We start from the raw sequence: 20,433 nt of genomic DNA, 5'->3' as shown, positions 1-20,433 counted from the left end.
CGTCAGAACCGGCTCGCGAGGCGCACGCCATAAGTGCGCGGGGTCCCGTACAGCGACGCTTCGTCGCCGAGGAACGGGATCACGCTGACACGGTAGAGGCGGTTGGTAAGATTCTTGCCCCAGAGCGATACCGTCCAGCTGCCGTCCTCGGCACCGATGCCGATGCGGGCGTTGAGCAGGCCATAACCCGGTTCCACATTGGTGTTGTCGGGACCGTAGAAGAACGAGTCCTGATAAACATAGTCCACATGCGACTTGATCGCGAGATCTTCTCCCACCGGCAAGACATGATCGGCCGCGATCGAGAACTGGTAATCGGACGTTCGCGGCAGTTTGTTTCCGGTAAAGTCGAGCCCGCGGCCCACGTCGATGTATTCCAGATACTTTGCGTCAAGGATCGAGCCGGAACCGGAAAGCGTCAGTCCTTCGGTGACGGCCAACGTCAATTCGCCTTCGACACCGCGGATCTTGGCATTGGCGGCATTGGCGACGACCGTCGTCAGCAGCACGTCGTCCAGCTGTTCGACCTGGAGATCCTTGAAGTCCATCTGGAAGACGGACAGGTTCAGGCGGACCCGACGGTCGAAGAAGTCACTCTTCACGCCGGCTTCGTAGTTCCAGGCGGTTTCGGGGTTGAACGCCAGCAAGGCGGTCGCCTCGTCGGGGGTTGCCGATTGCCAGCCGCCGCCCTTGAATCCGCGTGCCGCCGATGCATACAGCAGCACATCGGGCGTGGCGCGGAATTCGAGCGCAAAGCGAGGCGTCAGCTTGCGCCATTTGCGTTCGACATCGATCGAATATGGCGACCTGAGCGGCGCGGGCGACAGGATATCGCCTGCCGGCCCGAAGCTGAGAATCCGCGCAGAGGCTTCCATCTGCTTGTCGTCGATCGTGTAGCGGGCACCTGCCGACAACGTCAGCTGCGGCGTGATCTCATAGGAGACTTCGCCGAAGGCAGCATAGTTCTGCACGATGCCAAGCTGTTCGAAGATGTTGTCGCCGTCCAGGCTGTCGCGCGTGCCGCCCGGGCCACCGGCCAGGAAGCTGTTGGCGGTGTTGCGCGAACTGCGATCGGTTTCTTCGCGAAGGTAATACAGTCCGGTCAACCAGCGAAGCGGCCCCGTGCTGTTCGAGGCGATACGCAATTCCTGCGTGATGCCCTGATACTCTTCTTGCTGGGTGAGCACCGAGTCGGTGAAGGAAGGCGGAGAGCCCGCGCCTGCCTGGCTGTAACGTTGCCCCGAATCGCCGCCGCGCAGCGCTGCGAGATAGGTGATGCTGGCGAAGCTCGTCTCGTAGTCGGCTCGCGCGGTGATGCCGTAGGTCTTGCGCCGATTGAACTGCTGGAATGGCGTCTCGGTTGTCCGCGGATCCTTCGAAATCTGGCCCGTGGTGATCGGGCCTACGCCCGGCCGGGTCGGATCATCGACCGCATGCCGCGCCTGGCCACCGCCACTGTCGTTGCTGTAATCGGCGATCAGGCTGAGCGTCAGATCGCTGCTCGGCTGGGCGAGCAGCGAGATGCGGCCGGCATAGCTATCGAGATCGTCGAGTTCCTGGCCGTTGACGACATTGCGGCTATAGCCGTCGTGCCGGTTGGTCATGAACGACACGCGCGCCGCGACGGTATCGCTCAGCCCGCCGGTGACATGGGCTTCGGTCAATATGCTGTCGTAATTGCCTAGCGACAGCGAGACGCCGCCGCCCGTGGTGAAGCTGGGTTTCGCGGTGACGAGGCTGATTGCGCCACCCACGACGTTCTTGCCGAAAATGGTGCCTTGCGGGCCGCGAAGCACTTCGACACGCTCAAGGTCGAAGATCGGCGGCGAGGCAGAACCGCGGCGGCCGACATACACTTCGTTCAGAAACAGGCCGATCGACGGATCGGCGGTCGCGCTGTTGAGGCGCAATGTGCCGACACCGCGGATAAACGCTTCCTGCTCGAGCGAGCTTTGCTGCTGGAAGGTGAAGCTGGGCGTGCGCCCGGCAAATTCGGAGAGATCGACGATCTGGGCATCGCGAATAGCGGCCCCGTCATAGGCCGTGATGGCGATGGGCACATCCTGCAGGCTTTCTTCGCGTTTGCGAGCGGTCACGACGATGTCCACGATCTGCGGGCCGCTGGCCTGTGCGGTGGCCGTTTCACCGGAAACTTCGGCATCCTGCGCAATGGCGGGCGCCGCCAGTGTTGCCAGCGCAAGGCCGGTTGTCGTCAACAGTGCCCGAGTCAACGTCGTTCGCAATCCGTTAGCCATTATAGTTTTTCCCTCTCCAGTTCACCCGGCATTTTGCCGTAGCACGCTTTAAGTCGCGTTATGCAAGTATGATCGGGGCAGGTCGCTTGCATGTCAAGACTTACTTGTTGACAGACCCGATCGAAGAACGCAACTTGCTTGCATAAACAGACCAAGGAGAGAGATGTGATGGCTTCGGACGAGACGAAGATTGCGGTTGGGCGCGCGATGATCGACGCCTGGAACGCAATGGATTGGGATCTGGCAGCATCCATGCTCACCGAAGATTCGGTGCTGCATTCGATGATGATCGATCCGATCGAGGGGCGCGATGCGATCCACAAACGCATTTCCGGACTCGGGGCGCTGGCCGAAAGCATCGACCTGAAACTGAACAACATCGGTGTGATCAACGGAACGCTTTATATGGAGCGTCTCGATACCTTCGTGTGCAATGGCAAGCCGGGCGCCACGCCGGTGTGCGGCGCGCTTGAATTCGAGGGCGACAAGATCAAGGTCTGGCGCGAATATTACGACCGCCACCATCTGCTCAGCGAGATGGGTATTGCGCAGGATTTTGATTCGGGAACACGTTGAGGATGGTGCGTTAGGTCATGGCCACCGTCCCGCTCCCCGCCACACCGCAGGCCGACTGGCCGAGTTCAGGCCGCAGCTGGTTCGCGGTGGCTGTGCTGACTTTGGGGTATGTGTTTTCGTTCATCGATCGCACGATCCTCAGCCTGATGGTCGATCCGATCAAGGCGGATCTTGGGCTCAGCGATACCGAGATCGCCTTGCTGCAGGGGCTGGCCTTCGGATTGTTTTTCACGGTGATGGCATTGCCGATCGGCTGGCTGGTTGATCGCGTATCGCGCAAGCGGGTGATCGGGGCGGGTGTGACGGTGTGGTGTCTCGCCACTGCGGCATGCGGGCTGGCAAGCAGTTTCTGGCATTTGTTCTTCGCCCGGATGGCAGTGGGCGCGGGCGAGGCCTGTCTGTCGCCGTCGGCGATCTCGATGATCGGCGACAATTTTCCTCCGGAGAAGCGCGCGTTCCCGATCAGCGTGTATTCGACGGCGAGTTCGGTAGGTGCCGGCTTGGCCCTGATGGTCGGGGGGACGGTGATCGGACTGATCGATTCGAGCCCTGAAGTGACCTTGCCGTTCATCGGCGCGGTTGCGCCCTGGCAGGCGACCTTCATCATCGTCGGGCTCGCCGGGCTTGTCGTGGTGCTGCTGTTGATGCTGGTCACCGAACCGGTGCGCCGTGAAATCCCGATCAAGGGCGAGGTCGGTGGCGGGATGATTGCGCATGTCAGGCGTCATCCGGCATTTCACATGCGGCATCTGGGCGGCATGGCGCTGTATTGCGTGCTGATTTACGGCGTTCTTTCGTGGATGCCGGCCTATTTCATGCGCAGCTTCGGCTGGGGCGCTGCCGAAGTTGGCCTGCGCTACGGCTTCGTCGTCCTAGTGTTCGGCGGTTTCGGGCTCTCCGCGGCGGGATGGCTGGCGTCGCATCTGGCGCTGCGCGGAGTGCAGGCGGCTGCCCTGAAGGTCACCGGCTGGTCGATCCTGCTGGTAACCCCGTTCATGATCGCGGCGTGTCTGGCCCCATCGGGATGGATCGCGCTTGCAATATTGGCGCCCGGCATGGTGTTATTTACCGCTTCGGGCGGGATAGCGGTCGCCGCGCTGTGCGAGGCCGCGCCAGGGACGCTGCGGGGCCAGGTGGCGGCGCTGTATTTCTTCACGCTCGGCGTCGTCGGGCTGTCGATCGGTCCGGTCAGCGTTGCGCTGATCACGGAATATGTGTTCGATGATCCCGATGCGCTGGGCGCGGCGATCGCGGTCGCAGCAGGCATTTTCGGGCCGCTCGCAGGCTTGCTCGTTCTCTCGGCGATCAAGCCGTTCAATCGTGCGGCGCTGGCGCTTGCGGCGAGCACCACCACCAAAACGCAAGGAACTGTGCAATGACTTACATCCTCGGCGGCTGGCAGAGCGATTTCTCCGAGAACTGGGCGCGCGGCGACGAAGACATGGCCGCCGCCTTCGGGCGCACGCTGCACTCCGGCCTCGCGGCAACCCAGCTCGATGCGGATGAAATCGAAGTCGGGCATGTCGGCAATTTCGTCGGCGAGCTGTTTGCCGGCCAGGGGTTGATGGGTGGCTTGTTCGCTCAGGTCGACCCCGCGCTCAACGGCGTTCCCACCTCGCGGCACGAAGCGGCCTGCGCCTCGGGGTCGGTGGCGATCATGGCGGCGATGGCCGATCTCGAATCGGGCCGGTACGATCTGGCGTGCGTGCTGGGGCTCGAACTGATGCGCAACGTGCCGGGGCTCACCGCCGCGCAGCATCTGGGCGCTGCCGCCTGGGCGGGGCACGAGCTGGGCGATGCGACCTATGTCTGGCCGCGCGCCTTCTCGAACCTGACCGACGAATATGATCGCCGTTATGGCATCGATCCGCGCCATCTGTGGCGGATCGCCGAAATCAACTTCGCCAATGCGCGCAGCAATCCCAACGCCCAGACGCGTGGCTGGCAGTTCGGCCCCGAAAGCTTCACCGCCGACGATCAGGCCAATCCGGTTGTCGAGGGCCGCATCCGCAAGACGGATTGCGGGCAGGTGACCGACGGCGCGAGTGTCATCTTCCTGGCATCGCCCAAACGCGCTGCGGAATATGCTGCCAAGCGCGGGATCGCGGTCGACCAGCTGTCGCGCATCACCGGCTGGGGGCACCGCTCCGCGCCGATTTCCTACGCCACCAAGATCGCCGATTCGGCTGCCGAGAGCCACGTGTTCCCGCAGGTGAAGCACACCGTCGATCAGGCGCGGGCGCGCGCAGGCCTCGCGCTCGACGCCATCGATGCCTTCGAGGTCCATGACTGTTTCACCACCACCGAATATATGGCGATCGACCATCTTGGCCTCACCGCACCGGGCGAGGCGTGGAAGGCCATCGAATCGGGTGCGATCGAGCGCGGTGGAGCAACTCCGGTCAATCCATCAGGCGGGCTCATTGGCTGCGGGCATCCGGTGGGCGCCACCGGCATCCGCATGGCGCTCGACGCCCACAAACAGGTCACCGGGACCGCAGGCGATTATCAGGTCGAAGGCGCCCGCGCGCTGCAGACGCTCAACATCGGCGGATCCACCACCACGACGGTCAGTCTGATCGTCGAGCGCGGATGATCAATCGCAGAAGAATGATGATCGGAAGCGCCGCAACTGTCGTTGTGTGCAGCGTTCCGGCACTAGGAGAGAACAATATCATGACGGACCATATCGCAACGCTCAAGCGCGTGATCGAAAGCTGGCATCGCAGCGATGTCGAGGGCGTGCTCGCCTGTCTGCACGAGGATGTCATCTGGAACAATTCGGGGGGCATCCGCGCGCCGATCATGGGCCGCGAAGCGATGCGCGCGGCGCTGGAATCGATGAAGGGCCGGATCACCAACAATCGCTGGCGCCTGTTCGATTTCGCGCAGGCCGGCGACACCGTATGGATGGAGGGCGTCGACGAATTCGACTCCACCGACGGCATCCGCGTCGCCATCCCCTATTGCGGTATCCTCGAATATGAAGACGGCGTGATCCGCCACTGGCGCGAATATTTCGATGGCCGGCTGCAGGAAGACCAGCTCGCGGGGAAGGGTGTCAGCCCGCATGTCGATGCCATGCTCGATCGCCCGACGGTTTGACGATGGCTAGCGTTTTGCCAACTGAAAACCCCGCAGCGCCGCCGCCCTATCGCGAAGCCAAGCTGATGGACGTCGATCTTTCGGTCGATCGGCGTGACGACGGCAGCATCATACTTGCGACCAATATCCCGCTGGCCGATTTCGATCCTAATCTGCCCGCCGCCTTTGCGCGGATGGCGACCGAAAAGGGCGATAAGGCTGCGCTGGCGTGGCGCGAAGCAGGGCGCGAGGGCTGGCGCACGGTCAGCTATGCCGAGCTGAAGGCGCAGGTCGATTCCGCCACCCAGTGGCTGATCGATCATGCGCCTGCCGCGCGGCCGCTTTTGTTGATCGCGGACAACAGCCTCGCGTTCGTGGTGATGAGCTTTGCCGGCTGGGCCGCAGGGCTGCCGGTGGTGCCGGTGAGCAGCGCTTACGCGTCGCTGGGGGGGGATTACGGTCGCCTGGCCCATGTGATCGCCAAGACCCGCCCGGGCGTCGTGGTCGCCGGCAAGGCCGCGCGCATGGCGCCAGCGCTGGCCGCGCTGGATCTGGGCGACGCGCGCATCGTGACCGATGATCCATCGGCGGTCGAGGCTGATGCGACCTCGCTCGAGACATTGTACGGCACCCCCGCAACCCAGGCGGTGCAGGCCGCCATCAACGCTATCGGTTCCGACGATATCGCAGCGTTCATGCTGACCTCCGGGTCGACCGGAATGCCCAAGCTGGTGGAAATCACCTTCGACAATCTGGGCACCAATTCGATCCAGTGCCGCCAGATGGTCGGCGAGGCGGCGGGCTGGCAGGATGCCATGCTCGACTGGCTGCCGTGGCATCACGCCGCGGGGGCTTCGGTGCTGCGCACCACCCTGACCGAAGGTGGCACGCTGTATATCGACGACGGCAAGCCGGTGCCCGGCCTGTTCGACGAGTCCATCCGCAACATGCGCGAGGTCGCGGTCGGCTTCTATAACAACGTGCCGATGGGCTATGGCATGCTGGTCGAGGCGCTGGAGAGCGATCCCGTCCTGCGCAAGCGCTTCTTCTCCAAGCTGCGCGTGATGCTCTATGGCGGCGCCGGGCTCAGCCAGCCGGTGTACGACCGGCTTCAGGCAGCCGCGATCGCCGAAACCGGGCATCGCATCATGCTGACATCGGGCTATGGCGCGACCGAGACGGTGTCGGCGTTCATGGCGATCTATTTCGAGACCGAGCGCGTCGGGATCGGGCTTCCCGCCCCGGGCGCAACGGTCAAGCTGGTGCCGCAGGGCGACCGCTATGAGGTCCGCGTCAAGGGCCGCATGGTCACTCGGGGCTATCTCGACGAACCCGAAAAGACCGCCGAAGCCTTTGACGAGGAAGGCTTCTACAGAACCGGCGACATGGCGGTGTTCAACGATCCCGATCGGCCTGAGGCCGGGCTGGCATTTGCCGGCAGGCTTGCCGAGGAGTTCAAGCTATCCAGTGGCGCGTGGGTCTATGGCGGCGCGTTGCGCGATCAGCTGATCAAGGCGCTGTCGCCGCTGGTGCAGGATGTTGTGCTGTGCGACGCCGACCGACCCTATCTGGGTCTGCTCGCCTGGCCTGCCAAGGGCGCAACGCGGGCGCAGGTCGCCGATGCGCTGGCGGCCTTCAATGCCGGCCAGCAGGGAGGATCGTCGCGCATTCGCCGCGCGCTGCTGCTGAGCGAACCGCCAAGCGCGAATGCACACGAAGTGTCGGACAAGGGCACGATCAATCGGCGGGTGGTGATTGATCGCCGCGCTGACGAGATCGCGCGCCTGTATGCCGAAACGCCCGATTCCGAAATCATCGACCTTGGAGAGAACACGTGACCGAAGCCGCCATACAAGCCCTGATCGACAAGCAGGCGATCACCGATGTCATCAACCTGTATCTCCGCGGGGCAGACCGCGCCGACGCCGACCTGATCGCGGCGGCCTATCATCCCGATGCGATCGAGGACCATGGCGGGGTGTATAACGGCCCGGCCAGCGATTATGTCGCGCTGATGGCCAAGATGCTGCCCAAGGCAGGCATCATGAACCATCTCGCCACCAACCTCGTGATCGAGCTCGATGGCGATGTCGCGCATGCCGAACATTACATCCTCGCCTTTGCGCGGATGAAGAAGGACGGTGAGAAGTTCGACACGCTGACGCTGGCCCGCGCGATCGACCGGTTCGAGCGCCGCGACGGCGCATGGAAGATCGCGCACCGCCAGCTTGTCTGGGAATGGAACCACGAAATGCCGCTGGCCGAAACCTGGGGCCGCGGCACGATGTTCCCGGCGGGCACCGAACTGGTGATGGGCGCAAAGAAGCCCGACGATCTGGTCTATGCCGCGCGGGCTGCCGGCTGATGGCGACCGAGATTGCAGGGTCGGTCGCGCTGGTCACCGGCGGGAATCGCGGCATCGGCGAAGCCTTCGTTCGCGCCTTTCTCGCCGCCGGCGCCGCCAAGGTCTATGTCGGCACGCGCGATCCCGACAATGCGCGCCATCTGGCCGAAGAGGGCGGCGACCGCGTCGTCGTGCTCGCGCTGGACGTCGCCGACCCGGCGCAGATCGCAGCGGCGGCCGCAGTGGCGCAGGATGTGTCGGTGGTGGTCAACAACGCGGGCGCATTCCTCAACCAGCGGTTGATCGGTGCCGAAACCATGGACGCGGCCCGCGCGGAAATGGAGGTCAATTTCTTCGGCCTGCTCGGCATGTGCCGCGCGTTTGCGCCGATCCTGAAAGCCAATGGCGGCGGCGCGATCGTCAATGTGCTGTCGTCGGGCGGTGTCGTCGCTGTTCCGGCAATGGGCGGATACAGCCCATCCAAGTTCGCCGCGCGTGCTGCCAGCACCTCGATCCGCGCCGAGCTTGCCAAGCAGGGTACCTCGGTGACCGCGCTGATCGTCGGCTCGGTCGACACGCGGATGGCGGCGCATGTGGATGGCGCCAAGGAGCGGCCAGAAGACATCGCGCGCATCGGCCTGTCTGCGATCAAGCGCGGTGCCGACGAGATCGATACCGACCGGATGGCGATGGAAGTCCGCGCCGCTATGGCGCGCGACCCCAAGGCGCAGGAACGCGCGCTGGCGCGGATGCTCGACATGGAAACAATTTCGACCGGGCGATGATCCGGCGAGGGGAGAGGTAGATGGACGTGTTGCAGATTCTGGCGATCGACGCGGTAACCGTGGTGATCGCTTTCACATTGCTCTGGGCGATTTGCGCATCGATCCGCGATGTCACGATGGTCGATGCGTGGTGGGCGCTGGGCATGGCGCTGCTTGCGCTGGCGACTTTTGTCCAGGTCGGCGGAGGCACCGACCGACGGGTGCTGCTGCTGTCGCTCAGTGCGCTGTGGGCGCTCCGGCTGGGCGGCTATCTGTTCTGGCGCTGGCGCGACCACGGACCCGATCGGCGCTATGTGCGGATGATGGAAAAGGCGCTCGAAAAGCGCGGCTGGTCCTATGGCAAGGCCTCGTTCTGGCTGGTGTTCGCCACCCAGGCGCCGCTGCAGTTCATCGTTGCACTGCCGGTGATGCTGGGCCAGATCCAGGCCGACCCGGTGGAATTGGGGACATTGGCCTATATCGGTGCGGGCCTGGCGGTCTTCGGGATCCTGTTCGAAAGCATCGGCGATTACCAGCTGACGCGCTTCCGCAAGAACCCCGCCAATCAGGGCCAGGTCCTGTCCACCGGGTTGTGGCGCTACACCCGGCACCCCAATTACTTCGGCGATGCCTGCGTATGGTGGGGCCTCTTCATGATCGGCGCGGAGACGCAGCTGGGATGGCTGGCGCTGCCAGGGCCGCTGTTGCTGACCTGGACGCTGATGAAATGGTCGGGCGCACCGACGCTTGAGTTCCGCATGCGCAAGACCAAGCCCGGCTATGCCGAGTACATCGCGCGCACGTCGAGCTTCGTGCCTTGGCCACCCAAGCGCGCCCGCTGAACGGAGAGCCAGCATGCAACTGACGCCGCAAGACCGTATCGACGATTATACTGCCAAGGGCTGGTGGGGCGAGCTGACGCTAGACGATTGGCTCCAGCGCAACCGGCGCGAGGTGGGTGACCGCACCGCGCTGGTTGACCCTGCCAATCGCGCCGATCTCGACGGCACGCCGCCTCGTCGCTTGAGCTGGTCGGCGCTGGGCGACGATGTCGATCGCGTTGGCGCCGCGTTGCTCGACTGCGGGCTGAAGAAGGACGATGTTCTCACCTACCAGTTGCCCAATGTCGCCGACACGGTGATCCTGGCGCTGGCGGCATCGCGCATCGGGCTGATGATTTCGCCGGTGGTGACGCCCTATCGCAAGCACGAGCTTTCGTACGTGGTCGACACCGTCCGCCCGCGCGCGATCGTCACGCTGGCGCAGTTTGCCGGGTTCGATCATGCGGCGATGGCGCTGGATGTGGCCCAGGGTCGCGACTGCCAGGTGTTGATCATCGGCGGCAACGTGCCCGATGGGGCCGTCGACTTCGATGCCGCCATCGCGGCCGCCGATCCGAGCCGCGCCGCAGCCTATCACACCGCGCAGCCGAGCGGGCCGGGCGAAGTCTTCACGATCTTCTGGACCTCCGGCACCGAAGCCCGGCCAAAGGGTGTCCCGCGCGATCACAGCCAGTGGATCGTCAACGGCCAGATGGTCGCCGAAGCCGCCGACATTCGCGAAGGCGAAGTGCTGCTCAACCCGTTTCCGCTGGTGAACATCGGATCCTTCGGGCTGGTGACACCGTGGCTGATGCACCGCGGCACATTGGTGCTCCACCACCCGTTCGACCTCGAGCTGTTCCTGCGCCAGATCGTCGAGGAGCGCGTGAACTACACCATCGCCGCGCCTGCGATCCTCACCGCGCTGCTCAAGGCGCCGGGATTGCTCGACAGCATGGATCTTTCCTCCCTGCGCGCGATCGGGTCGGGCTCGGCGCCGCTATCCCCGTTCACGATCAAGGGCTTTGCCGAGGATTACGGGATCGAACTGTGCAACATCTATGGGTCCAACGAAGGCGCGTCGCTGTTCAGCGACGCCCGCTCGATGCCCGACCATACCGAGCGCGCCCGCTATTTTCCGCGCATGGGTGTCGAAGGGATCGAGTGGCCCGACAGTCTGGCGAGCACCATGATCCAGACGCGCCTGGTTGATCTGGAAACCGAGCAGGACATCACCGAACCCGGCAAGCCCGGCGAGCTGCGCTTTCAGGGTGCGGCGACGTTCGGCGGCTATTGGGAGAACCCCGAAACGACCGCCAATGCGTTCGATGCGCAGGGCTTCTATCGCACCGGTGACCTGTTCGAGATCGCCGGTGACGGTCCGGTGCCGCGCTTCTATCGTTTCGTGGGACGGTGCAAGGAGATCATCGTGCGGGGCGGCGTGAACATCTCGCCTGCCGAAATCGACGATATGCTGGCCGGCCATCCGGCGATCCGTGAAGCGGCCGTGGTCGGCGTGCCCGATGACCGGCTGGGCGAACGGATGTGTGCGGTTGTGGTGCCGGTCGACGGGGAAGCGGTCGAACTGTCTGCGCTCACCCAATGGCTGGAGAATCTGGGTCTCGCGCGGTTCAAGCTGCCGCAACAGATGGTCACGATGGACGCGCTGCCGCGCAATGCGATGAACAAGGTCTCGCGCCGTGAGCTGCGCGAGCAGGTGCTGGAGATGCTCGGATGAGCCGGATCGCCATATTCGAGCAGCTGGTCCAGTGGTGGAATGCCGGAGAGATCGACGGCGTGCTGGACCTGATGACCGACGATGTCCGCTGGCATGTCGCCGCCGGGGCGTTCGGCCCGATATCGGGAAAGCCTGCCGTACGCTCGTTTCTGGCGCAACTGCGCACAGACATGGCCGAAACGCAGTGGCGGATCCTGCGTCACGCCGAGGCCCCCGGGCTGTTGTTCGTCGAGGGCGTCGACGGCTACCGCATGCACAGCGGCGTCACGGTTGAAATGCCCTATGCCGCGGTGATCGAATTTGACGGCGACTGCATCGCAGCATGGCGCGATTATCTCGATACGCGGCGGATGGAAAAGCTGCGCGAAGGCAAGCCCGCGCCCGATCACGTGCGTGCACTGGTCGCCTGATCCTCAGCCGATCCTGGTCGAGGTCACCGTGACCACTTCGTGGCAATGGTCGCAGGTGATCCGCGGCACCAGCGGCTGACCGCACGGTCGATGCGTCAGGATCTGCGGCGGCCCCTTGTCCGTTGCCAGCCAACGGTCGCCCCAACGGATCAGCTCGACAATCAGAGGGAACAGGTCGCGTCCCACCGGGGTCAGCCGGTATTCGAACCGCTCGGGCTTTTCCTGATAGCGCTGCCGCTCGAATATGCCCAGATCGATCAGCCGCGCCAGACGCTCCGACAGGATATTGGGGGCGACCCCCAGCTCGCTCTGGAAGGCGCCGAAGCGCCGCACACCGGTAAAGGCTGATGCGATGGTATGAGTGATCCAGCGATCGCCGATCACCTCGAGCGCGCGCTCCAGCATCTTCTCGTGCGGATCGGGATCGATCCGCGCCACGCGCGAGCGACGCTGGACGCGCGGCATTTGCGGCGGATCGAACCCGGCACCGGGGCCATCCTCGGCAACGACGTCGCGGGCGACCACCTCGCGATCGCACGCGCTGCAGCGCAGTTCGGGAAGGAACACGTTGCCGCATGCGTGTTCCAACCAGTGGATCGGGGCCTCGGGATCGGGGAACCACAGTTTTTCCCATCGAATGATCATCAGCGACGCGCCGAACAGGTCTAGGCCCATCGGGGTGAGGCGGTATTCATGGCGCACCGGCCGCTTTTGGTACTCGACGCGGCAAAAAACGCCGACATCGACGAGGCGCGCCAGCCGGTTGGCCAGCAGGCTGCGCGCCATCTTGGTGCGGGTCTGGAACACGTCGAAGCGGCGGACACGGTCGAAAGCCAGAAACAGGATCATCAGCGTCCAGCGATCCCCCAGAACGTCGAGCGATCGCCTGGCCGAGTTTGATGGCAGCCGGTGGGGCTGCTTGTCGTCGGTCGGCAAGTTCACAGATAAGCATCCAGAGGCATCTAGAAACTTGGTAACGACAAAGTCTATTAATGCAACCAGCCCGTCGCGACCAACGGCCGTCTGGCGGGCGGCCCAGAGCGGGTCTCACCTGTGCCCCGCACCCCCTTAGGCCCCGCGCCCTAGGACGTCCCGGTTATTGTTCGGCGAGCATCGCGGTGAAGTTCTTTTCCAGCGTGGTCGGTGCAGCCTTGCCGAAATGGCTGACCGCGACTGCCGCGATCAGGCTGACGAGGAAGCCGGGGACGATCTCATAGATCACATCGCTCGGGGCCTGACCGCCGATGGTGAACGGTGCGTAGAGCCAGATCAGCACCGTTGCAGCGCCGCCGACGATCCCGGCCAGCGCACCCTGGCGGGTCATGCGCCGCCAGTGCAGGCTGAGCAGGATGACCGGGCCGAACGCCGCGCCGAAGCCTGCCCAGGCATTGCCGACCAGCGAAAGGATGCTGCTCGACCGGTCGAGCGCCAGGAAGATCGCGACGATCGCCACCACCAGCGTAGCTGCCCTGCCGACCATCACCAGCTCGGTCTGGCTGGCGGACTGGCGGTAGAACGTCTTGTAGAAATCCTCGGTCAGCGAACTCGACGACACCAGCAGCTGCGAAGAGATCGTGCTCATGATCGCCGCCAGAATCGCCGCCAGCAGGAAGCCGGTGATGTACGGGTGGAACAGCGTCTGCGACAGGACGATGAAGATCGTCTCTGGATCCGCCAAGGCGATGTTGTTCTGCGCCACATAGGCAAGCCCGCCGATGCCGCACAGCACCGCACCGATGACCGTGACGATCATCCAAGACATGCCGATCCGGCGGGTCGCGGGCATGTCCTTGACCGAGCGCACCGCCATGAACCGCACGATGATGTGCGGCTGGCCGAAATAGCCCAGCCCCCAAGCGAGGCTCGAGATGATTCCCAGCGTACCGATCCCTGCGAACCAGTCGAAATAATCCGGATGGATGGCGGTCGCTGCGGCCTGGGTGTCCGACCAGCCGCCCACCGCGGCAATCGCCACGATCGGCACCAGCACCAGGGCGATGAACATGATGCAGCCCTGGACGAAATCGGTCAGGCTCACAGCCAGAAAGCCGCCGAACAGGGTGTAAAGCACCACCACCGAGGCGGTCAGCACCAGCCCGAAGCGGTAATCATAGCCGAACGAGGCTTCGAACAACTTGCCCCCGGCGACGAGGCCGGCTGAAGTGTACAGCGTAAAGAATATCACGATCACCAGCGAGGCGATGACCCTGATGTTGCGGCTGCGATCATCGAAGCGCTTTTCGAGATAATCGGGAATGGTCACCGCATCGTCGGCTATTTCGGTATAGGCGCGCAGCCGCGGCGCGACGAGGCGATAGTTGGCCCACGCGCCGATGGTCAGCCCGACCGCGATCCACACCGCGCTGAAGCCGCCGAGAAAGACCGCGCCCGGAAGCCCCATCAGCATCCAGCCGCTCATGTCCGACGCGCCGGCCGAGAGCGCCGCGACCGCGGGCGGCAGGTTGCGCCCGCCCAGCATGAACTCGGACACGTTGCTGGTCGATTTGCGCCAGGCATACAGGCCGATGCCGATCATCAGCACAAAATAGGCGCCCAGCGAAACGGCGGTTTCCGAGTTCATGGCAGTATTCCGTTCGGCGTGGGGTTGCGGTCAGGGGCAGGAGCGACGGGGTCAGTCGCGAATCTGGCCGTCACCATGGACGAGATATTTGAAGCTGGTAAGCTGTTCGAGACCGACGGGGCCGCGCGCATGCATTTTTCCGGTCGCAATGCCGATCTCTGCGCCCATGCCGAACTCTCCGCCGTCCGAAAACTGGGTCGAGGCATTGTGCATCACCACCGCGCTGTCGATCGCCACCAGGAACGTGCGGGCCGCATCGGCATTGCGCGTGAGAATGGCATCGGTGTGCCCCGAGGAATGTTCGGCGATAAAGTCGATGGCGGCATCGAGCCCGTCGACCAGCTTTACCGAAGCGATGGCATCGAGATATTCGGTGTTCCAGTCCTCAGTGCTGGCGGACGACAGCCTTGGCTCGATGGCGATCGCGTCGGAATCGCCGCGCAGTTCGCAGTCGGGGAGGGCGTCGGCCAACGCAGGCAGCACCTGGGCGGCGATCGCACGGTCGATGACGATGCTTTCGGTCGCGCCGCATACGCCGGTCCGCCGCAATTTGGCGTTGCGGATGATCCGCACCGCCTGATCGATATCCGCATCGGCATGGACATAGCTGTGGCAGTTGCCGTCAAGATGCAGCAGCGTCGGTACGCGCGCCTCGCGCCGGACCAGCTCGACAAGCCCGCGTCCGCCCCTTGGAATGACGAGATCGACATGATCGACCGCGTGCAGCAGTTCTGTCACCGCCGAGCGGTCGGTGGTGCCGACGGTCTGCACGCAATCGGGAGACAGGCCGGCCTCGACCAGTCCCGCCTGCATGCACCCGACGATCGCCGCGGTCGAACGGATGCTTTCGGATCCGCCGCGCAGGATGATGGCATTGCCCGACTTGATGCACAGAGCGCTGGCATCCGCGCCGACATTGGGGCGCGATTCATAGATCATCGCGATCACGCCGATCGGCACCGCGACCCGGCGGATATCCAGGCCGTTGGGGCGATCGAAATGCGCAAGCTCGCGCCCTACCGGGTCGGGCAGATCGGCGATCGCGTCAAGCGCGTCGGCCAGCGCGGCGACCCGGCCCTCGTCCAGCCGCAGCCGGTCGATGAACGAGGCCGGCTTGCTGTCTCCCAGGCTCGCGATATCCGCTTCATTCGCCGCGATCAGTTCGGGGCTGGCGGCGCGCAGTGCCCGGGCAGCCGCGCGCAGCGCCGTGTTCTTGGTCGCGGTATCGGCGGTGGCAAGCTGGCGGGTGGCGGCCTTGGCCGATGCGCAGAGCGCAGCGATATGGGCGCCGACATCGCCCGAGGTTTTCTCGATCGGTTGCATCAGGGTCATGGTTCGTCTTTCCGGCCACGCGGGCCAATAGGATAAGGGGGGCTCTCAGCGCAGCTCGACCGCGCGGTCATACGCAGCATCGAGGGTCGCCCGGAAGCGTTGCCCGAGCGCGCCATCGCCGTTGAGCGCATCGAGGCCAGCTGCGGTGGTGCCGTTCTTGCTGGTGACGCTGGTCCGAAGGTCCTCGAGGCTCGAAGACGACCCCTGCGCCATGGCGATGGTGCCTGCCATGGTGCCCAGCACGAGCTGGCGCGCCTCGGCGGGCGAAAAGCCCAGCTCCTCGGCCGCAGCGACATAGGTGCGGGCGATTTCGAAGACATAGCCCGGACCCGATCCAGCGACCGCGGTCAGCCGGTCGAGCATGTCCTCGTCCGGCACCCACAAGGTGGTTCCCACCGCTGCCATCAGCGCTTCGATGGTTGCGCGCTGCTCCGGTGTTGCGCTGTCGTCGGCGCACAGCCCGCTGACGCCAGCTCCTATCGCCGCCGACAGATTGGGCATCACGCGCACCACGGGCGCGCCGCCCGACAGGGCGCTGAGCCGCTCGATCGAGCAGCCTGCTGCAATCGAGGCGACAAAGCCGTCCGGGGCCATCCGTGCAGCATAATCGGGCAGAACCTCGGCCACCACCTGCGGCTTTACCGCGACGATCACCAGATCAAAGCCACACGCCTCCACCGGCGGTGGTTCGCGCAGATAAGCAACCCGGTCTGACTGTTCCAAAGAATCGCCATCGCTCATCGGATCGATGACAAAAAATCTCGTATCCGGAAAGTCCCGTGCAGCGACAGCACGCCATTGGGTGAGCAAAGCTCCACCCATCTTACCATGACCAACCAATGCAATACGCAATTCTATCACCTTCTATTTCATTCATCAGCGATGCCCATGTTCGCGATGATTCAGCAGGATTGGAGCGCGAGCCTGTCTGGGGCGCAAACAGCCCGGAATGAGCCGACAACAGGATGGAAACCTCTGCGGGTTGCCATATGTTAATGTCATCGATATACGGCCCTATGTCAAAATTGGTTTGGAGTGTCAAACCGATGGGCGATTCACAGCATGGGCATTGCCTTTGGAAAATCCCCATGCGCTGTTCTGTTAATAAAAGAGTTGAATAAATCGTGAGTAAAACACAACGTATTGTTATAAAAGTCGGATCGAGTCTTTTAACCGATCAGAATAAGCTTGTCCCAAGATGGGCATTTCTTCAACGACTGATGGAAGATATTGGAGTTTTGACGGCAAGAGGGTATGAAGTTATCCTGTGCTCGTCGGGGGCGGTGTCGTTGGGCATGAAGATGATCGGCCTCACGCCCGCGACTGCGGGTCTGCGCGACAAGCAGGCAGCGGCGGCCTGCGGAATGCCGTTGCTGCTCAACGCCTACAAGCAGATCGGGCACGAGCATGATCTCAACATCGCGCAGATTCTGGTGACGCTGGGCGACTTTGGCGACCACCGCCGTTTCCTCAACACCAAGAACACGCTGCACCGGTTGCTCGAGTCGGGTGTGCTGCCGATCATCAACGAAAACGACACGATCACCACCGAAGAAATCCGGGTCGGGGACAACGACCGACTGGCCGCAAAGGTCGCGCAGATGGTTCAGGCGCAGCATCTGGTCATCCTGACCGGCGTCGATGGCCTGTACGACCGCAATCCGTCCGAGCCCGGAGCGCAACTGGTCGAAACGGTGCACGATGTCAGCCAGTATCTTGCGGTGACAAGCGAAGTGAGCACGCTGGGTACCGGCGGTATGCTGACCAAGATGCAGGCGGCCAACATGGCGCAGAACGCTGGCTGCACGACCCTGATTGCCAATGGCGAGGCCGACAATCCGATCACTTCAGTGCTCGATGGTGCACGCCCCTGCACGACCTGTGTCGCGCATGCCGAGCCCGCCGACAGCTGGGCGGCGTGGCTGACCGATCGTCTGCAGATGGACGGCAGCATCGTCATCTCGAACAAGGCCGCCGATGCCATGGCCGACAGCGGACAGGGGATCGATCGCAACGCCGTGATCTCGATTTGCGGCAGCTATGTGAAGGGTGATGTGATCCACATCTATGACGAGACCGGGACCGAGCGGGCCCGCGGGATGACCGATTTCTCGTCCGAGGAAACCGCGATCCTGGTCCGCAACCGCGACATTCCGGTCAAGCAGCTGATCGGCTATCACTCGCGCGCGACACTGGTCGAGTTCGAGAACCTGATCTGCCTCGATGATCGCCATATCCTGTGGGAACCGCAGGAGGCGGAGGCACCCGATACCACGCACGCCCGAGACAATTCCCGTGCCAGTAGCCACGCGATGCAACCTGCCTGACGCCTGACGCCTGACACCTGACGCCTGACGCCTGACGCCACGGCCCGATGGCGGCTCGCCGAAGGTGCGCATGCAGACAGCGTTTTTCTGCCGAACTGCGATCTGTCGCACAGCGCAGGCAGTTCGGTGGATGTAAGGCGGGTGGCATGACCCGACATGGCATCACCCCCAGGCTACGCGACCATCTGGCGGCTTTGCTCGCCGCTCTTGCGTCGGCCTATGCCATCGGACTTGCTGATCTGGCGGGATATCTTCCGCAAGGCGTCGCTGCATTGGACCGGCCATCGGGACAGATCATCGGTACGGCAGTGTGCCTGCTGGTCTACGCCCTGGTGCTGACGTGGGCCTGTCGGCGACGGCTGGTGGCCGGGCCGCTATACCATTGCGGCGAGAGCCGGCCTGCGAGGGATTATGGCTCACGCTACGAGCCCGGCCCCGACCGCCTGCTGGAAGGCTGGCAATATCGCTGACCGGCAGCTGCCAGGCTGCCAGCGTCGTTGACCGGGGGGCGCGCAGCAATTACCGCTGCTGCCCATGAAACAACCCCATATCCTGCTGGTCGTCGGCGGCGGCATCGCGGCCTACAAGGCGTGCGAACTGATCCGGCTGATCCGCAAGGCGGGGATGACCGTGCGCTGCGTGCTGACCGACGGTGGCGCGCAGTTCATCACCCCGATGACGCTGGCCGCCTTGAGCGAGAACGAGGTGTCCACGACCCTGTGGGACCTCAAGAACGAAACCGAGATGGGGCACATCCAGCTCAGCCGCGAAGCCGACCTGATCGTGGTCTGCCCGGCGACCGCCGACCTGCTCGCCAAGATGGCGGCGGGAATTTCGGACAGCCTGGCGACCACCGTGCTGCTGGCGACCGACACACCGGTGCTGGCCGTGCCTGCTATGAACGTGCGGATGTGGCAGCACACCGCGACGCAGCGCAATGTAACGCGGCTGCGCGGCGACGGGGTGACCGTGATCGATCCCGACGACGGCGCGATGGCGTGCGGCGAGTATGGCCCGGGCAGGCTGCCCGAGCCGGTGGCGATCATGGAGCGCATCGAAGCGGCGCTGTCTTTCCCCTCCCGCCTGCGGGAGGGGTTGAAAGGCAAGCGTGTGCTGATCACCGCAGGCCCCACGCACGAGCCGATCGATCCGGTGCGGTATATCGCCAACCGGTCGAGCGGACGCCAAGGCTTTGCGATCGCCGCCGCTGCCGCGCAGATGGGCGCCGAGGTGCATCTCGTCGCAGGGCCGGTCCACTTGCCGACACCGCCGGGGGTGACCCGGATCGATGTCGAGACCGCGCGCGACATGGCCGCCGCGGTCGAGGCTGCGTTGCCCGCCGATATCGCAATTCTGGTCGCAGCGGTGGCCGACTGGCGTACCGCCGATGCTGCAAATCAGAAGATCAAGAAGACCGGCGGGGCGCTGCCCGCGCTGCAGCTGGCCGAAAACCCTGACATTCTCGCCGGTCTTGCCCGCGACCCTCGCCGCCCGGCGGTGCTGGTCGGATTTGCCGCGGAAACCGAGAATGTGATCGAACACGCTCAGGCCAAGCTGGCCCGCAAAGGCTGCGACTGGATCGTCGCCAATGATGTGTCGGGTGAGGTCATGGGCGGCGCCGACAACGCGGTGCATATCGTCACCGCCGACGGCGTGGAAAGCTGGGCCAACCTGCCCAAGGATCAGGTTGCGCGCAAACTCATGGAGAAAATCGCAGATGCCGTCCGCTGAACACCCACCCGGGCCCATCACCATCCGGCTCAAGCGGCTCGAGCATGGTGCAGGCTTGCCGGTACCCGCTTATGCGACCCAGGGCGCGGCGGGGATGGACGTCGTCGCAGCCGAGGAACTCGACCTGATGCCGGGGCAGCGGCATGCGATCGCCACCGGCTTTGCGATGGCTATTCCCGATGGGTATGAGGTGCAGGTGCGTCCCCGCTCGGGCCTCGCGCTCAAGCACGGCATCACCGTGCCGAATACGCCGGGCACCATCGACAGCGACTATCGCGGCGAACTCAAGGTGATCCTGATCAACCATGGCGATGCGCCGTTCCCGATCCGACGTGGCGACCGCATCGCGCAACTGGTGGCGGCGCCCGTGCAGCGCGCAGCGTTCGAAGAGGTCACCGATCTCGAGGCTACCGCGCGCGGGGCAGGGGGATTCGGCTCGACGGGGGTGTAAGCTTGCACTTTCCCCTACC

Annotated in this window: 19 protein-coding genes; 14 read left to right on the top strand and 5 right to left on the bottom strand. The window is 64.2% G+C overall.

Annotation, left to right across the window (positions count from 1 at the left end):
* Window positions 1-2 precede the first annotated feature (2 nt).
* A complete protein-coding gene (locus QUV11_RS01820; RefSeq protein ID WP_300880241.1) occupies window positions 3-2,255 on the bottom strand; it encodes a TonB-dependent receptor in 2,253 nt (750 codons plus the stop codon).
* Window positions 2,256-2,423: 168 nt separating this feature from the next.
* Between QUV11_RS01820 and QUV11_RS01815 the strand changes: the two genes are divergently transcribed.
* The 10 genes from QUV11_RS01815 (at window position 2,424) to QUV11_RS01770 (ending at window position 11,992) form a co-directional block, all read left to right on the top strand.
* A complete protein-coding gene (locus QUV11_RS01815; RefSeq protein WP_300880239.1) occupies window positions 2,424-2,831 on the top strand; it encodes a nuclear transport factor 2 family protein in 408 nt (135 codons plus the stop codon).
* A 17-nt stretch (window positions 2,832-2,848) separates the two neighbouring features.
* On the top strand, window positions 2,849-4,210 hold the full coding sequence (locus QUV11_RS01810) for an MFS transporter (RefSeq protein WP_300880236.1): 1,362 nt from the start codon (window positions 2,849-2,851) through the stop codon (window positions 4,208-4,210).
* Window positions 4,207-5,427, top strand: a complete 1,221-nt coding sequence (locus QUV11_RS01805) for an acetyl-CoA acetyltransferase (RefSeq protein WP_300880234.1) — start codon at window positions 4,207-4,209, stop codon at window positions 5,425-5,427. The genes QUV11_RS01810 and QUV11_RS01805 overlap by 4 nt, the downstream gene beginning before the upstream one ends.
* 80 nt (window positions 5,428-5,507) lie before the next feature.
* Window positions 5,508-5,936, top strand: a complete 429-nt coding sequence (locus QUV11_RS01800; protein ID WP_300880232.1) for a nuclear transport factor 2 family protein — start codon at window positions 5,508-5,510, stop codon at window positions 5,934-5,936.
* 14 nt (window positions 5,937-5,950) lie between these two features.
* Window positions 5,951-7,753, top strand: coding sequence for an AMP-binding protein (locus QUV11_RS01795; protein WP_300880230.1), 1,803 nt, complete (start codon window positions 5,951-5,953; stop codon window positions 7,751-7,753).
* Window positions 7,750-8,280, top strand: a complete 531-nt coding sequence (locus QUV11_RS01790) for a nuclear transport factor 2 family protein (RefSeq protein ID WP_300880228.1) — start codon at window positions 7,750-7,752, stop codon at window positions 8,278-8,280. Before QUV11_RS01795 ends, QUV11_RS01790 begins: the two co-directional genes overlap by 4 nt.
* The gene (locus QUV11_RS01785; RefSeq protein ID WP_300880225.1) at window positions 8,280-9,044 is read left to right on the top strand and encodes an SDR family oxidoreductase; all 765 of its coding nucleotides are present in this window, start codon (window positions 8,280-8,282) and stop codon (window positions 9,042-9,044) included. The genes QUV11_RS01790 and QUV11_RS01785 overlap by 1 nt, the downstream gene beginning before the upstream one ends.
* Before the next feature lie 20 nt (window positions 9,045-9,064).
* Window positions 9,065-9,865, top strand: a complete 801-nt coding sequence (locus QUV11_RS01780) for a DUF1295 domain-containing protein (RefSeq protein ID WP_300880223.1) — start codon at window positions 9,065-9,067, stop codon at window positions 9,863-9,865.
* 13 nt (window positions 9,866-9,878) lie between these two features.
* Window positions 9,879-11,582 carry a class I adenylate-forming enzyme family protein gene (locus tag QUV11_RS01775; RefSeq protein ID WP_300880220.1) on the top strand — a complete coding sequence of 568 codons (1,704 nt, stop codon included), beginning with the start codon at window positions 9,879-9,881 and terminating at the stop codon, window positions 11,580-11,582.
* A complete protein-coding gene (locus QUV11_RS01770; protein WP_300880218.1) occupies window positions 11,579-11,992 on the top strand; it encodes a nuclear transport factor 2 family protein in 414 nt (137 codons plus the stop codon). Before QUV11_RS01775 ends, QUV11_RS01770 begins: the two co-directional genes overlap by 4 nt.
* A 3-nt stretch (window positions 11,993-11,995) precedes the next feature.
* On the opposite strand, the gene QUV11_RS01765 is transcribed toward QUV11_RS01770, so the two are convergent.
* The 4 genes from QUV11_RS01765 to proC form a co-directional block, all read right to left on the bottom strand.
* Window positions 11,996-12,934, bottom strand: a complete 939-nt coding sequence (locus QUV11_RS01765) for a helix-turn-helix domain-containing protein (protein WP_300880217.1) — start codon at window positions 12,932-12,934, stop codon at window positions 11,996-11,998.
* Between the two features lie 154 nt (window positions 12,935-13,088).
* Window positions 13,089-14,573: a sodium/proline symporter PutP gene (gene putP, locus QUV11_RS01760; protein ID WP_300880216.1), complete on the bottom strand. Its 1,485-nt coding sequence runs from the start codon at window positions 14,571-14,573 to the stop codon at window positions 13,089-13,091.
* 51 nt (window positions 14,574-14,624) lie between these two features.
* Window positions 14,625-15,896, bottom strand: coding sequence for a glutamate-5-semialdehyde dehydrogenase (locus QUV11_RS01755; RefSeq protein WP_300880316.1), 1,272 nt, complete (start codon window positions 15,894-15,896; stop codon window positions 14,625-14,627).
* 54 nt (window positions 15,897-15,950) lie between these two features.
* Window positions 15,951-16,766 carry a pyrroline-5-carboxylate reductase gene (proC, locus tag QUV11_RS01750; protein WP_300880213.1) on the bottom strand — a complete coding sequence of 272 codons (816 nt, stop codon included), beginning with the start codon at window positions 16,764-16,766 and terminating at the stop codon, window positions 15,951-15,953.
* A gap of 263 nt (window positions 16,767-17,029) precedes the next feature.
* Between proC and proB the strand changes: the two genes are divergently transcribed.
* The 4 genes from proB to dut all read left to right on the top strand — a co-directional run bounded on the left by proB (window position 17,030) and on the right by dut (window position 20,414).
* Window positions 17,030-18,232 carry a glutamate 5-kinase gene (proB, locus tag QUV11_RS01745; protein ID WP_300880212.1) on the top strand — a complete coding sequence of 401 codons (1,203 nt, stop codon included), beginning with the start codon at window positions 17,030-17,032 and terminating at the stop codon, window positions 18,230-18,232.
* A gap of 146 nt (window positions 18,233-18,378) precedes the next feature.
* Window positions 18,379-18,702: a hypothetical protein gene (locus QUV11_RS01740; RefSeq protein WP_300880210.1), complete on the top strand. Its 324-nt coding sequence runs from the start codon at window positions 18,379-18,381 to the stop codon at window positions 18,700-18,702.
* Window positions 18,703-18,766: 64 nt separating this feature from the next.
* The gene (gene coaBC / locus QUV11_RS01735) at window positions 18,767-19,963 is read left to right on the top strand and encodes a bifunctional phosphopantothenoylcysteine decarboxylase/phosphopantothenate--cysteine ligase CoaBC (protein WP_300880208.1); all 1,197 of its coding nucleotides are present in this window, start codon (window positions 18,767-18,769) and stop codon (window positions 19,961-19,963) included.
* On the top strand, window positions 19,950-20,414 hold the full coding sequence (dut, locus tag QUV11_RS01730; protein WP_300880206.1) for a dUTP diphosphatase: 465 nt from the start codon (window positions 19,950-19,952) through the stop codon (window positions 20,412-20,414). Before coaBC ends, dut begins: the two co-directional genes overlap by 14 nt.
* Window positions 20,415-20,433 lie beyond the last annotated feature (19 nt).

Origin of the sequence: Blastomonas sp. (genome assembly GCF_030373265.1) — a bacterium.
Classification (GTDB): domain Bacteria; phylum Pseudomonadota; class Alphaproteobacteria; order Sphingomonadales; family Sphingomonadaceae; genus Blastomonas.
This window is presented reverse-complemented; position numbering and strand designations above follow the sequence as displayed.

What these genes read in the sequence shown, in the direction of transcription:
- QUV11_RS01820 (WP_300880241.1), bottom strand. Translation starts at nt 2,255, where the DNA reads ATGGCTAACGGATTGCGAACGACGTTGACTCGGGCACTGTTGACGACA.
- QUV11_RS01815 (WP_300880239.1), top strand. Translation starts at nt 2,424, where the DNA reads ATGGCTTCGGACGAGACGAAGATTGCGGTTGGGCGCGCGATGATCGAC.
- QUV11_RS01810 (WP_300880236.1), top strand. Translation starts at nt 2,849, where the DNA reads ATGGCCACCGTCCCGCTCCCCGCCACACCGCAGGCCGACTGGCCGAGT.
- QUV11_RS01805 (WP_300880234.1), top strand. Translation starts at nt 4,207, where the DNA reads ATGACTTACATCCTCGGCGGCTGGCAGAGCGATTTCTCCGAGAACTGG.
- QUV11_RS01800 (WP_300880232.1), top strand. Translation starts at nt 5,508, where the DNA reads ATGACGGACCATATCGCAACGCTCAAGCGCGTGATCGAAAGCTGGCAT.
- QUV11_RS01785 (WP_300880225.1), top strand. Translation starts at nt 8,280, where the DNA reads ATGGCGACCGAGATTGCAGGGTCGGTCGCGCTGGTCACCGGCGGGAAT.
- QUV11_RS01780 (WP_300880223.1), top strand. Translation starts at nt 9,065, where the DNA reads ATGGACGTGTTGCAGATTCTGGCGATCGACGCGGTAACCGTGGTGATC.
- QUV11_RS01775 (WP_300880220.1), top strand. Translation starts at nt 9,879, where the DNA reads ATGCAACTGACGCCGCAAGACCGTATCGACGATTATACTGCCAAGGGC.
- QUV11_RS01770 (WP_300880218.1), top strand. Translation starts at nt 11,579, where the DNA reads ATGAGCCGGATCGCCATATTCGAGCAGCTGGTCCAGTGGTGGAATGCC.
- putP (WP_300880216.1), bottom strand. Translation starts at nt 14,573, where the DNA reads ATGAACTCGGAAACCGCCGTTTCGCTGGGCGCCTATTTTGTGCTGATG.
- QUV11_RS01755 (WP_300880316.1), bottom strand. Translation starts at nt 15,896, where the DNA reads ATGCAACCGATCGAGAAAACCTCGGGCGATGTCGGCGCCCATATCGCT.
- QUV11_RS01740 (WP_300880210.1), top strand. Translation starts at nt 18,379, where the DNA reads ATGACCCGACATGGCATCACCCCCAGGCTACGCGACCATCTGGCGGCT.
- coaBC (WP_300880208.1), top strand. Translation starts at nt 18,767, where the DNA reads ATGAAACAACCCCATATCCTGCTGGTCGTCGGCGGCGGCATCGCGGCC.
- dut (WP_300880206.1), top strand. Translation starts at nt 19,950, where the DNA reads ATGCCGTCCGCTGAACACCCACCCGGGCCCATCACCATCCGGCTCAAG.